Source organism: Streptomyces sp. NRRL F-2580 (assembly GCF_000720115.1).
Classification (GTDB): Bacteria; Actinomycetota; Actinomycetes; order Streptomycetales; family Streptomycetaceae; genus Streptomyces.
Genome location: NZ_JOIR01000026.1, coordinates 72,088 through 84,581, shown reverse-complemented (window position 1 = coordinate 84,581; position 12,494 = coordinate 72,088). Strand labels below are relative to the sequence as shown.

The following is a 12,494-nucleotide window of genomic DNA, read 5'->3' as shown; positions in this document are numbered from 1 at the left end:
CTCGCGGGCGATCTCCCGGATGCCGTGGCCCTGGTCGAGGAGCGTGTGGACGAGGGCGTGACGTGCACGGATACGGGCTTCGAACGGTGACATCTCCTTTGCTGGAGGCGGTTGAGCGCCCGGTAGGTCACCGGGACCGGAGCTGGGTGGCAGAAGACATCCGTTGTGCCGGCGCACGCCTTGTTCCACCGCGGTGCCGAGGTTCTGCCACAGGTGAAAACGGTCAGCGACCTGGACGGCTTGCGGGGGCTCCGATGCGAGCGCCTTCAGCGTAGGAGCCCGCACGATCTCGGCAGATCACCTCGATTCCAGGATGCTCACGCAGCCATGCGGCCAAGGTCCCGGCGTCCCGTCCTGGCAGCAGGCCAAGCGGCTTGCGGGTCTCGCAGTCGATGAGCACGGTCCCGTAATGTTGCCCGCGGCGGGTCGCGAAATCGTCGACCCCGAGAACCTTGGGCACCTCCCAGGACGGGTCAGGCAGCGCCATCAGCAGCCTCAGCAGCGTCGTCCGACTGACCACACTGTGCAGCACCACGGCCAGTCGGGCTCCCGCCCGGCCGGCGAGTGCGACGGCCACGGCCTCCAGGAGCCGGCGCGAAGCAGGGGTCCGTCTCCCGTAGCGGAACGTCAGCCCCCCGACCTGCTCGACGAACGTACGACGCCCACAGCGGTCGTTTTCGCAGTACAACCGCCGTACGCTCAGCTTGATCAGAACCGGCTGGTCGCCGACCGGGGTATCGGCCAGCCGACGTTCATAGCAGCTGTGCACGCGATCCGACGGAAGCCCACAGTCCGGGCACGAAACACTGCCATCCAGGGTCCTCGCCACGATGTGCACCACCCCGCACTCCGTGAACACTCGCTCCACCAGCACCGCGTTGAAGTGCGGAAACAGCACCGCTATGAGGTCATCACACCGCACCACGGTCCCAGATGACGCCAGGTCACCGTGGCAGAACCCAGGTGATCGTCTTCACGGAATGTGTTCCAGAACCCACAACCCGTGAATAAAGCCACTCCCCCTGCTCCGCAAACGCGTCCTTCTCACAGCCGCAGCAAACTGGTGACCCGGAGCCAGGACTGTCAGACCGCTGCGGCATGCTCGCCGGCATGAACGAAGACGCCTTCTGGCAGCTCATCGAGGACTGCAGGCCCACGGAGGAATCCGACCCGGACGCCCAACTCCTTGCAGCCACGCTCACCGAGCGGCTTGCCCAGTCCCCGTTGTCGCTGGTCATCGGCTTTGCCGAACAACTGGCGTGGGCGCTCTACCGGCTGGACCGCAAGGAGTACGGACACGACCTGTCCGATGACGCCTTCCTCTACACCCGTGCCGCGGTCGTCGCCGCCGGCCGCACCGAATTCGACAGAGTCCTCCAGGACCCTTCGGCCTTCACTCCTTACGCCATCGACCTCATCTGGGCCGAGCCCCTGCTCTACACACCGGACCGGGCATACAAACGCATCACCGGGGAGGAGTGGGACCGCGATACCCGCTACTCCTACGAATCCTGCTCCAACACCGAGGGCTGGGCTGATTGAACGCCATGGCCCGCGGGTGGTGACGAACTCCAGCGTCGTTGATCGTCCTCACGGAATATGTGCCAGAACCGAGAACGGAGAACGCTTGTAGCTGAGTAGGAAGAGCACTTGTGGGTTGTGCATGCCTGAAATGTTGGCGAGATCTGGGAACGCTAGTCGGCGTGTCGGACTAGCCTCGCGGCAGTGCGGTCTTGTGGGTTGATGAGGCCCGCCCGGGAAGGGCGAGCGGCGGGCAGCAGGACTGGGGGCTTGATGGGGGCGATCCTCAAGGGCATGAGCCGCGTTCGGTGGCACGAGCTGACGCATGCTTACGGATCCGCACAAGACGTTCCAGGCCGACTGTCGCGGGTGGCCTGGGTTGCTACCAGGGCGAGTGCCGATGCATTGAATGATCTCGCGCTGTGGCTCGGTGAGCTGGCCGTCTTCGATGCGACTGTCGCAGCGGTTCCGTTTCTGTGGGACCTCGCAGCGACGGACAGCGTCACCAGCAGGCCCGGCGTGATCAAACTGCTGCAGGCGATCCTCGACCACGGCAATCCTCCGCAGCTCGACGTGCAGCATGCAGCCCACCAAGCCGTACACAGCGGCAGGACCGCGGTGGACACACTGATCAGCGACGAGGATCCTGCGGTGCGAGCAGCGGCCCGTGACCTGGCGGCAGCGATCGGCAGCCATGCCTGCGAGACATGCCGCCCCTGACGGCTGGCTGGCAGGCCCGTCACATGCGACGCACAAGGCTCGCGGCGAAGCAAGCACCGCTGCACTTCCGGAACTCGCGACATCAGTTTTCTGCGGAGCGAGGCGTTCTTGTCGCTGAGCGACAACGCGTTCTCGGAACTCGCCGACAAAGCCAGACGGACTGCGCACCATCTCCCGCGCCTGCCCCGACACCCTGGCTGGCGACCGGGAGAAGGCCTTCGTCCTGACCGGCTTCCACTACGCCAGCCGCAGCCAGGACCCGGCCGGACTCCTCAACGGCGACGTCACCCTGCACCCCCGCGGCCTGGTCGTCGCCGTCCTCACCGGCAAGACCAAGCTCCAGGCGCTCGATCCCCTCGGCGCGGCCGACCAGACCCGCCAGCTCCTGGACCGCATGACCGCCCGCTCGGAGTTCCTGCGCGGCCGCCGCGGAGGCGTGCTGCCGCTGCCGTTCATCTGGGTCGCCGTGTACGACACGGTACCGCTTGAACCCCCGGCCCGCGGCGTCGACGTCCTCTCCCTCGTCTACGAGGGCCACCTCTACAAGGTCGACAGTCGGAGCGCATCGACGAAGCCCTCGAACTCGCCGCCGTCAGCAACCGCGGCGCCCTCGAGCCCGCCGTCGCCGGCGGCTGGGCAGCAGTCGAGTCGCTCCTCGTCCACCCCGATGACCCCCGGGGCGACGGAGAGCGGTCCGTCACGGCCGGCGGGCCTGGTCGGGGACGCTCGTGAAAGTGCCGTGCTCCGTGACGATCGGTGTCAGAGGCGTCGGTTCGGCGGTGACGATGGCCGGGGTGACGTGGACACGTGCTGTTCACGCGCAGGTGGCGGGCGACCTCCTGGGCGAGCGTGAGCACGTCACGGCACGCGGCTCCGGTGACGTCCGCATCGACCAGGATGCCGGGAGCCGACGCGTCCGCCCGGCCGGAGCATCGCATCGCATTCCAGGACAGGCCGAAGGCGAGGACGGTGCTGCCGTCATGGTGCAGCTCGGCGTAGATGCCCCTGCCCCGGCCCATGGGCAGCGGCAGGGTGCTGAAGACCCACCGCCGCAATCCGGGCCGCGGCCGGACGAGTTCGAGGCCGGTCAGCGGCCCGGCGGCCAGAGGGCTGCCGGCCAGACGCTTGGAGCGGGTGCGGGCGGTCTCGCAGAGGATGGCCGCGCTTCCCCGGGCAAGGGGCGGTGCGATGCGCGACAGCGGGCGCTCGGGGCGGCGACGGACACGAGGTCAGCGAGCCGGGCTGGGCACCGAGGTGCTCGTGCAGTCGCGTCCATGAACGGGCCATGCCCGCACCTTACGACGCACCGGTGACAAGGGCGGACGGAGCTGAAGTCTGGGGAGCGCCCTGCGCGCCCCGCCCTCGACGAGGGGGACGGCACCACGTCGGCGGGCGGGGCGGGGCTCTGCACGCCGATCACGCGGACCCGGGCGCGGCCGCGGCCCCGGCAGTCCGACGTCGTCCGCTACCCTGCCGGAACTGGTGATCACCGTGTACCGGCACGCGGTGCTCGCCGACGGCTGCAGCACGCTGGTGACGACCGGAAGCGGATACGGCACCGCCCCGGCCTGCGACCGGCTCGGCTCGGAGCTGGTGACGCGTGTGGACGTCGACCCGTATCTGGTACAGGCCGCGGCCACACGGCTGGACGCCACCGGCCTGCGCCCGCACACCGCCGTCCACGAACTCACGAAGGCGCCCCTGCCCGGCCGGTACGACCGCATCGTCTCCACCGTGTCGGTCCGTCCCGTGCCTGCCGCGTGGCTGGAGGCGCTGCGTCCGGGCGGGTGGCTGGTCACCACCATCACCATCACCGGCACCGGGCTGATCCTCGTCGCCGACAAGACCCCCAACGGCGGCGCCCGCGGCTACATCACCTACGACGGAGCCTCCTTCATGGCCGCAGCCACGGCGACGGCTACGGCGACACCGCGCCGGCGCCCGCTACCTGGCACCGGCGGTGTAGTACCGAGGTCGCGTCAGGCGAGCTCGATGGTGATGATGCCGTACACGACGAAGGCGGCGGCCGGGAGCACGACAAGCGCGAGACGAACGACCGAGAGCCACAGGGCGAGGGCGCGCAGGCGCTCGGTCCCGGCCCGCGAGAGGAGGACCGCCGTCCCAAGCAGTGACAAGACCAGCAGGAGGGCGGTCAGGAAGAAGGCCAGGGCCCTGGGTGAGGTGGGCTCGGTGGTGGGTCCGTAGTCCTCCGTGATCCCGGGCAGCAGCATGCCTACGGCACACAGCACGAGGGATGCCAGGATCGTGGCCAGGAAATCGAAGGCAAGGGTGATGGCCCAGCCGACGGGCAGTCGACGGGACGGGCGCGGCATCTGGTTCACCGGCATGCGTTTCTCCGTGAGGATGAGGGGGGGGCGCCCCGCGGTCGGTCACATGTAGTCGCCGCGGTTGGCCATCCTCCCCGTGTTCCATGCCCGCTGGCAGCGGCTGCAGGCGGCACTCTGGGCACCCCAGCGCGTCCACGCCGTGATCTGCGAACCGATGCTGCGTCCCACCCTGTTGTTGTGGAAGTCCGCCATGGAGTCGGCTCGGTCATACTTGTTCTTGGTGTACCGGTGCTTGACCTCGTGGGCGTCGCCGAACGCCTTGGCGATCGTGTAGCCGAGGTCCCACACCAGCATCGCCTGCCAGATGCAGTGCCGGTAGGCGTTCTGCTTGTTGGAGTCCTTGTAGGCGCGCTTGGCCGTCTGGGACGCCCACCAGCTCACGTCCGCAACACCCCAGCAGGCCCACCAGTACCTGGCACACGCCTTGCCCTCGTGCCAGATGTCGTTGATGCCGAAGTTCCCGCTGACGTCCTTGCAGCCGACCGGATCGCCGGAGCAGTAGTCGTAGGCATTGGCGTTGCCGCCTTCGACCGGGTCGACCGAGGTGAACCGTCCGGTGACCGGATCATAGAGCCGCGCCCCCATCAGGACCAGGCCGGACTGCGTCTCCGCCGAGCGCTGGTCGGTGCCCACCCAGCCGTAGCGGGCGGCCGGGATCCCGGCCCGGCGCTGCCCGTACTCGTCCGTGTCGAGGACCACCGGGGCGACCGCGGCGTCCAGCGGGAGCTGGAGCGCCACGTCCCCGTGGAGCGAGGACAGCTGGAGCACGACCTGACCGGTCTTGCCGGTGGTCGCCGCGAGGCCGCCGCCGAGCGAGTCCACGTTGCGGGTCACCTGGCCCGTGGCCGCGTCCTCGACGATCCAGCTCGGGCTGTCGGAGTCGCCGGCGTAGTGGTTGACGCGGGCGGAGTTCTGCACCCAGGTCGACCCGCTGCCCGACTCGACGGTCCAGGACCGGAAGCGGTGCGCGGCGTCCAGCTGCCAGGTCTGGCGCTTGCCCGGCACGGTCTCGCGGTAGACCAGGTCGTTGGCGTGGTATTCGACGCCCGTGCCGCCGGGCTGCGTGGTGATGCGGCCGAAGGCGTCGTAGGTGCGGCCGCCGGATACAAGACGGTCCGCGGTGTCGTACGACTGGCTCTGCACGGTCCCGCCCGATGTCGGGCAGGCTGCGCCCGGCGGGGCGGAGGCGGTGGCCAGTGCCGTGCGGTTGCTGCGCGCGTCGAAGGTGTACAACCGCGTCGTGCAGACGGTCTCGGCGGTGTCCGCCACGGCGGTGAGCCGCCCGACCGCGTCGTAACCGTACTCCTGCTCGGACCAGCCAGAGCGGGTGGCAGCCTGTCCGTGCACGGTGTTGGTCACGGTGTCGGAGTAGACGATCTCACCATCACTGTCGCGGGTGTACGTCCGCTGTGTGCGGCCGCCCGAGGGGTCCTCCACGGTCTTCACCTGGTAGCCGCCGGGCAGCGTCTCGCCGTCCACGCTGCCGTCGGGGGTGTAGGTCGCCGTGAAGACGCCCGCCACGGAGTCGACGACCTTGGTGGCCAGGCCGCGCGGCTCGGCGGCGTGGTCGTAGGTGAAGGTCCGCGTACTGGGAACGCTGTCGGAGACCTGGATGGGACGGCCGAGGACGTCGTAGGAGACGCTTGTGGTGCCGCCGTCGGCGTCCGCGTACGAGATCTGGCGGCCCAGCTTGTCGTACGCCTTGGTGACGGTGCCGCCGGTGGGCGACGTGGTCCTGGTTGCACGGCCGGACACGGCGTCGTACTCGGTGGTCACGTCGGGAACGGCCTGACCGCCGTTTCCGGTGACCGTCACCGTGGTGGGCCTGCCGGCGGCGTCGTGCGCGGTGGTGATGGTGCGCGTGGCGCCGTTCGCACTTTCCGTGATCTTGGCCGTGTTGCCCCACCAGTTGTACTCGCTCGTACGGGTAGCCCGCGCGGTGGGGTTGGAACCACCACCGGTGATGGCGCCGCCGGGGCCGGTAGAGCACACCAGGTCAGCCCACTCGGGACGGCCCTGACAGGAGCCGGCGCCAGAGGCGGACCAGTAGGTGGTCACTGTGGTGGCCGCGTCGTTCCCGGTGCCACCGGGAGCGATCTTCTTGGTCACCCGTCCCTGCGCGTCGTATTCGGTGGTCGTGGTGATCGCGAGGCCAGAGGGGTCCTGGATCTCCTGGACGGCCAGACCGCGAGTCCAGTCGTAGACGGTCCGGGAGACGCGCGTGTCGGCGTGCACCGACGGGTGTTCACGCACCTGAGCGCCGACCGTGCGCCGGGTGATCCGGTCTGAGACGACCGCGGACCCGTCGGTGGGGCGTCCCTCGTCGTATTCGGACACGGTCCAGGCGCGGGCGATGACTGATGTGCCCGCCGCGACCAGCGTGGTGGCGCCGCTCTTCAGGTCCTGCGCGAGGGTTGCTCTGTGCAGCGGTCCGAAGCCGGCCAATTCACGGGTTCCGGTGCTGTTGCGGACCGTGCGGGTGGAGAGCAGTTCGGCGCGCTCCGCGGTGGGCAGCGATCCGATGCCGAGGTCGGCGTGGACGGCGGCGGCCTGGGATCCGATGCCGAGCGCGATGGCGCGGTTGCCCGCGGACAGCTCGCGCACGGTGTTGCCGAACCGGTCGAACTCGGTGGATTCGATGTGGCCGCCCGGCTGGGCGGTGTTCACCTTGCGGGCCGATGCGTCCAGGTAGTGGACGGTGGCGCGGCCGTAGTCGCCGGCGCCGAGGCCGGTGCCCACGTGTGAGGCCGGGACGGCGTCGGCCTGGAAGACCGCGGTCGCGTCGGTCGGCCCCTCGGACTGGCCCCATGCCTTGACGTCGTTCGCGCCCATCTTGTGGGGTGCGGAGCCGCCCGTGAGGGGCACCTCGTAGACGACCGAGGTGGTCGCCGTGCCCTCCTGCACGTCCGCGGTGCCCTGCTTCAGGGCGGATCGGGACGCCTTGAGGAGCATGCCGTCGCTGGCCGCGCTCCCTGTGCCGGCCTTGCCGTAGGTGAGGGTCCAGGGCAGGTCGGAGCCCGGCGTGAGTGAGGTGACGCGGCCGGCCGAGTCGTAGGCGTACTGCGTCTTGGCGGTCTCCGGCAGGTTCGGGTTCCATTCCTGGCGCAGACGGCCGCCGTTGTCGTACCGGTAGGTCGCGACGGTCTTGGCGGCGGCGCTCGCCGCACCCGGGACGGTCGACCAGAGTCGGAGCTCCTTGACCCGGCCGGTGAAGTCACCGAGGGCCAGCGTGGTCGCCGTGGTGCTCGTGGCGTAGACGAACTCGACGACGCGGCAGCCCTTGGTGGAGGGGGTGGCGTTGCAGGTGCTCGCGGTGACCGCCGAGGTCGGTGCGATGATCTTCGCCGGCCGGGCGAGCTGGTCCGTGCCGACGGTGATCGTCTCGGAGACGACCATGGTGGTCGAGTCCGAGATCCCCTCGATCTGGGTGCTGGAGACCTGCCAGGTCGGTGAAGCGGGGGTGGGCTTGGTGAACTTCGTGATGGTGCCGTCGGGCTCCGACAGCGTGAAGTCGGTGGTGACCGATCCCTGGAGGCTGAGCTGCTGGGCTCCGGCCTGGGCTATCCATCCGTTGCGTGCCGCGTTGGCGGTGAAGTGGGTTTCGCCGCCGTCGGAGCCGACCGCCGCGACGGCGGTGTCCGAGATCCGCCGGACGTGGCTGAACGCGGAGGCGGCCGCATCCGCCTGGATGCCGGAGATCCACTCGTTGCCGAAGACGGGCGCCTGGCCGGCCTGTCCTCCCGCCTGCGGGTTGCGCGAGGAGGAGGTGCGGCCGACGGTGATGCCGAAGTACGCGGCGTCCGTCTGGGACAGGCGGTGGTCCCCGGTGAGGAGGTTCAGCGAACCGGGGCCGACCGGGGTCGCCGCGGCTCCTTCGCCGTCACGGTCGACGCTGACGGAGAGGGGCGCGGTGCTGCCGGATGCGGAGGCGGGACCGGTGTAGTCCGCCTTGATCTGGATACTGCCGTCGGGGTCGACCGTGCTCGTGGCCTCCCATACGAGGGGCTCGTTCTTGCCTCCCGTCAGCGGTACGGGCCATGCGGCCAGCGGTGCTCCGCCCGACGTGACGTGGGCGACGGGGATCTGCGTCCAGGCATCGGCCTCGGAACGGCGCCAGGAGAAGGAGACCTTGTCGTAGCGGGCGGCGTCGCCCTCGGCAGCGAGGGTGATGCGGCGCGCGGTGCTCTCGTCGTCCGCGGGCTGCAGGAACCCGCCCGGACCGGCGTGGAAGGTGTACTCGATGGCCGGCGACTTGTTGTCGGCCTTGTCCACGGAGCGCACCTCGATGGCGTGCGTGCCGTTGTTGGGCGGGATGACGGACAGGGCTACGTCGGCGGAGCCGCCGTTGGTCGCGGCCTTCGTCCACGTCACGCCGTCCAGGGACCACTCCATCCACTGGTGGTCGGAGCCCGACGGCGGTGTGACGGTGAAGGTGCCGGCCTGTCCGGCTCCCTTGACCCAGCCGTTCGTCGGGTAGTCCGTGGAGACCACGCGGGCCGGGGGCTGCGGGACCGTGGTGTCGACCGTGAAGGTCTTCCAGGCCGACCAGCCCAGGTTGTAGTGAGCGCCGTCGTAGGGGGAGGTGCGGAATTTGTACGTCTTGCCGTTGGTCAGCATGCCGGCCGGGACGGTCACCGAGGCGACCTGGCCGGACGGGACGAACGGGGAGACGATCACGTTGCCGACCTGGGTGTCGGTGGCCGCGTCGAAGATCTGGAAGGTGCCGTTGACCTTGTCCCCGTTTGCGTCGACGAAGGTGTCACGCAGGACCGGCGTCACCGTGTTGACGGTGTAGGCGCCGCCGTAGGAGAAGAACGGCGGTCCCGCCTCCTGGTTCGTGCCGATACGCGGCCGGTAGTTGTAGGTGACGGTCAGCTTCGGGACGTTGGCGGAGGCGTTGGCGGAGTTGACGCGCTTCCACTGCTTGGTGTTGTTCTCGTCCGTGGCGCGCAGGCCCATGCTGGAGAACGTCCACTTGTTGTTGGCCCAGTGCTGGACCAGGTTCTTGACGTCCGCGGTGACCCAGCCGTCGGGCTGGGAGGCACAGCCCGGGTTTCCCTTGGTCTCGGTGGAGGTGGCCATCTTGGTGACCATGGCCGGCTGGTTGGTCCAGCGGGAGGCCGTGGTGGGCCCGTTGGAGGTCCACACCTCCCAGGGCTGGGCCGAGCAGTCGGTGTTCCCGGAGTGGAAGTTCCACAGCGACAGCTTGGCGTCGGAGATCAGCGCGTCCGCGACCGGTGCGGTGTTCCAGGTGATGAAGGAACGGGCCGTACGGAAGGTGCCGTCGGCGTTCTTGGTGCCCGGGTTGCCGAGGTCCAGCTCGGTGTCGCCCGACCAGTCGACCGTCTCGCCCTGCTGGACATAGGTGTCGAACAGGTTGCCCAGCGAGGACGTCGAAGGATCGACCGTCACGGGGTACTTGGTGGCCGGATCGGCGAGGAAGCCCGCGTCGGGGGTGACGACGAGGTCCGCGCCGTCCTTGTTCTTGACGACCTTGAGGCCGACCTTCGCGCGGCGGGTGTGCTCTCCCGAGGCCGCGTCGACCGCCGAGTCCCACATGACGGGGGCGGGCATCGTCGCGGTCTTCTTCGACTTCTTGTCGGTGAAGAGCACGCTGCCGTCGGGCTGCTGCTCGACCTTGAGGCCCTTGGACCTCAGTGGCAGAGTGTAGGAGAAGCCGGCCGCGGGCTTCGTCTTGACCTCGACGAACTGCTCGAAGCCGGTACGCGTCGCCTCGACCACCACGTCCGCACCCGGCACCGCGTCCCGGTAGGTCGCGCGGGTGCCGTCCAGCACCGGGGCGGGCAGTCCACCGCGCCACTGCAGGGTGATCGCCTCGTCTCCCTGGCCCAGCGTCACCAGGTCGGTGCCCGGCATGGACTGGGCGGCGTCGAGCGACTGGGCCTTCGACCCCTTCTTCCCGGAGAGCCGCAGCCCCTGCGGGTGCGCCTTCGACGTCACGGAGCCGTCGGGCGCCGTGGTGAGGTCGACGTCCACATCACGCCATTGGCCCGCCGCGTCCTTGAGGCGGATCGGGCCGGCCGCGACCTCCGAGGTCAGCGAGCCGTCCTTGTTGACCCACGTCGTCGACGTTTCCGAACGCTCCGACAGCGCTTCGACCCGTTGGCCCGAAAGGCGTGCGGCCACGCGGGCCGAGGGTATGTCAGCGGCGGCGGTCGCCGCGGCCGTCCCCGGCTGCCCGACGGGCACCTGCGGGGCCCCCGCGGCGAAGGCCGTCCCGGAGCCCTGAAGCGCCGAGGCCGCCACCACCAGGGCCATTGTCGCCGCAGTGGCACCCAGCCGCGCGGGACCACCTGTCAATGCCCGGCCACCCCACCAGCGGGTGCCCGGTCTACTACTGAATTTCACTGCTTCTCCAGAGAGAGAACCACGAGACACATGGCCGAAAGTGGCCGGTGCGGATCAGAACCTAACTGGAGTCTCGAATTCCAAAACGGACAGAACAGCCCATGATGCACCGGGATCTGATCAAGCGTTACAGAAAGGTGAGCAGAACGGCCTCTCACTCATGTCGGCTGCACCGGTACCCGCTCTGACCAGCCTGTTCTCGCCAACGGGAAGGGGCGCCGCCCCGTGGAAACGATCCACGGAACGACGCCCCTCGCGAGGAGAACTCCGGCTATCTCAACGCGGTGTCTTCGAGCCGAGGCCTCCGGGTGTCTTCGGAACCCACTCGGGAGCCCCCGCCGCCTCCTTCGGGTCGGGCTCGCGCATGTCGACGCGCCAGCCACCCTCTCCGGTGCTTCCGGTGAGCCGGACCGAGAATCCCTTCACCTGCGCAGTGTCGTGGAAGTACACGACGACGAACTGCCGCACGGACCCCTCGTCGTAAAAATCCGCGGTCACCTTCCCGCCGGCACCCTTCCGGAAGGCCTGGATCCAGTTCTGTGCGGTCTTCTCGACCTCAGCCTTCGCGTCGTCGGGGTCAGCAGCGAGTGACTCCAGTTCATCGACTCGGCCGTCGGCAAGCCGCCAGACCAGCTTCTGCGTGACCTGGAGGGAGTCGGACGTGGGATATCCGACCACGCTCAGCGGTTCGTGGTTGGAGTAGTCCGTCGCGTACTGGAGCCCGTCCTCATCGGCGGCGCAGGCGCTGAGAGCACCCGCTGCCAGGACAGCCGCCACGAAGACCCGTACGGCCGGAGCCGCCCTCATCGCGCGCCTGTCGGGCGGATCACGACGATCGAAATGATCGGCTCGGGGGTCTGCTTGTTGCGGGCGATGGCGTCGTCCAATGTCGTGTGGGCGGGCCCGCCGTGCTGAGCCATGTGGATCCGGCCACTGTAGTTTGCAGTGACGACGGCGGCGTGTTCGTAGACGCTGTCGCCCTTGTACCGGAAGAAGAGTATGTCGCCCTTGCGGACGTCGGAGACACGGGTGATGAAGTAGCCAGGCCGGTTCCAGGCCAGGTGGCGGCGCAGGTTCTCGGCCGCCGACCAGGTGTAGCTGGCCTTCACCGGCCAGCTGTTCCACCAGGGGTTCTTGAACCACACGTCGTCGCGCTTGTACCAGCCCGACCGCATCTTCATGCCTCCACCGTAGTAGAGGGCCTTGGAGACGAAGTTGGTGCAGTCGTACTTGTACTCCCACTGGACGCCCGTGTTGTTGTACGCCCAGCTTCCGGTTCCCAGACCGTTGATGTACGACGCGGCGTAGGAGGCCTGGCGAACACCCTCGGCGGGTGCCTCACCCATGGGGAAGCCGTCCGTTCCGAGCGTCAGCGCTCCGGTCTCGTCGGCCGGCGGACCGACGGCGTCGGCCGGAGTGGCGATCACCTGGGTGGCGGCGGCCGCCGTCGCCGACAGGGTCTGTCCCGCCTGGCCGTCGTCGGACTCGCTCTGAAGCTTGACGGTGCCACCGGATACCGAGAACAGGAACCGCTTC

General features: G+C 69.1%; 7 protein-coding genes and 1 pseudogene. 3 read left to right on the top strand and 5 right to left on the bottom strand.

Going from position 1 to position 12,494, the window contains the following annotated elements:
• Nucleotides 1–223: 223 nt before the first annotated feature.
• Nucleotides 224–898 carry an ISL3 family transposase gene (locus IF88_RS40860; protein ID WP_051837559.1) on the bottom strand — a complete coding sequence of 225 codons (675 nt, stop codon included), beginning with the start codon at nt 896–898 and terminating at the stop codon, nt 224–226.
• Nucleotides 899–1,110: 212 nt separating this feature from the next.
• Between IF88_RS40860 and IF88_RS0126015 the strand changes: the two genes are divergently transcribed.
• From IF88_RS0126015 to IF88_RS48265, 3 genes and pseudogenes are all read left to right on the top strand, one after another.
• Nucleotides 1,111–1,542, top strand: coding sequence for a DUF4240 domain-containing protein (locus IF88_RS0126015; protein ID WP_078893147.1), 432 nt, complete (start codon nt 1,111–1,113; stop codon nt 1,540–1,542).
• 252 nt (nt 1,543–1,794) lie between these two features.
• A complete protein-coding gene (locus tag IF88_RS0126010; RefSeq protein WP_030717247.1) occupies nt 1,795–2,241 on the top strand; it encodes a hypothetical protein in 447 nt (148 codons plus the stop codon).
• Nucleotides 2,242–3,723: 1,482 nt separating this feature from the next.
• Nucleotides 3,724–4,038: pseudogene (locus IF88_RS48265) on the top strand (protein-L-isoaspartate(D-aspartate) O-methyltransferase); the annotation flags it as partial.
• Nucleotides 4,039–4,220: 182 nt separating this feature from the next.
• Here the strand turns inward: IF88_RS48265 and IF88_RS48260 are convergent.
• The 4 genes from IF88_RS48260 to IF88_RS0125980 all read right to left on the bottom strand — a co-directional run bounded on the left by IF88_RS48260 (nt 4,221) and on the right by IF88_RS0125980 (nt 12,304).
• Complete coding sequence (locus IF88_RS48260) at nt 4,221–4,589, bottom strand: hypothetical protein (RefSeq protein WP_030717243.1); 369 nt, start codon at nt 4,587–4,589, stop codon at nt 4,221–4,223.
• Nucleotides 4,590–4,631: 42 nt separating this feature from the next.
• Entirely contained in the window at nt 4,632–10,868 is a 6,237-nt protein-coding gene (locus IF88_RS0125990; RefSeq protein WP_051837557.1) for a DNRLRE domain-containing protein, read from the bottom strand.
• A gap of 366 nt (nt 10,869–11,234) precedes the next feature.
• On the bottom strand, nt 11,235–11,735 hold the full coding sequence (locus IF88_RS0125985; protein ID WP_158754575.1) for a hypothetical protein: 501 nt from the start codon (nt 11,733–11,735) through the stop codon (nt 11,235–11,237).
• A 26-nt stretch (nt 11,736–11,761) separates the two neighbouring features.
• Nucleotides 11,762–12,304 (bottom strand): amidase domain-containing protein, encoded by a 543-nt coding sequence (locus IF88_RS0125980; protein WP_234323698.1) that lies wholly within the window; start codon nt 12,302–12,304, stop codon nt 11,762–11,764.
• Nucleotides 12,305–12,494: the final 190 nt, after the last annotated feature.

Bases quoted from the DNA above. Each gene is read 5' to 3' on its own strand.
- IF88_RS0126010 (WP_030717247.1), top strand. From the start codon at position 1,795: ATGGGGGCGATCCTCAAGGGCATGAGCCGCGTTCGGTGGCACGAGCTG.
- IF88_RS48260 (WP_030717243.1), bottom strand. From the start codon at position 4,589: ATGCCGGTGAACCAGATGCCGCGCCCGTCCCGTCGACTGCCCGTCGGC.
- IF88_RS0126015 (WP_078893147.1), top strand. From the start codon at position 1,111: ATGAACGAAGACGCCTTCTGGCAGCTCATCGAGGACTGCAGGCCCACG.
- IF88_RS0125980 (WP_234323698.1), bottom strand. From the start codon at position 12,304: ATGGGTGAGGCACCCGCCGAGGGTGTTCGCCAGGCCTCCTACGCCGCG.
- IF88_RS0125990 (WP_051837557.1), bottom strand. From the start codon at position 10,868: ATGGCCCTGGTGGTGGCGGCCTCGGCGCTTCAGGGCTCCGGGACGGCC.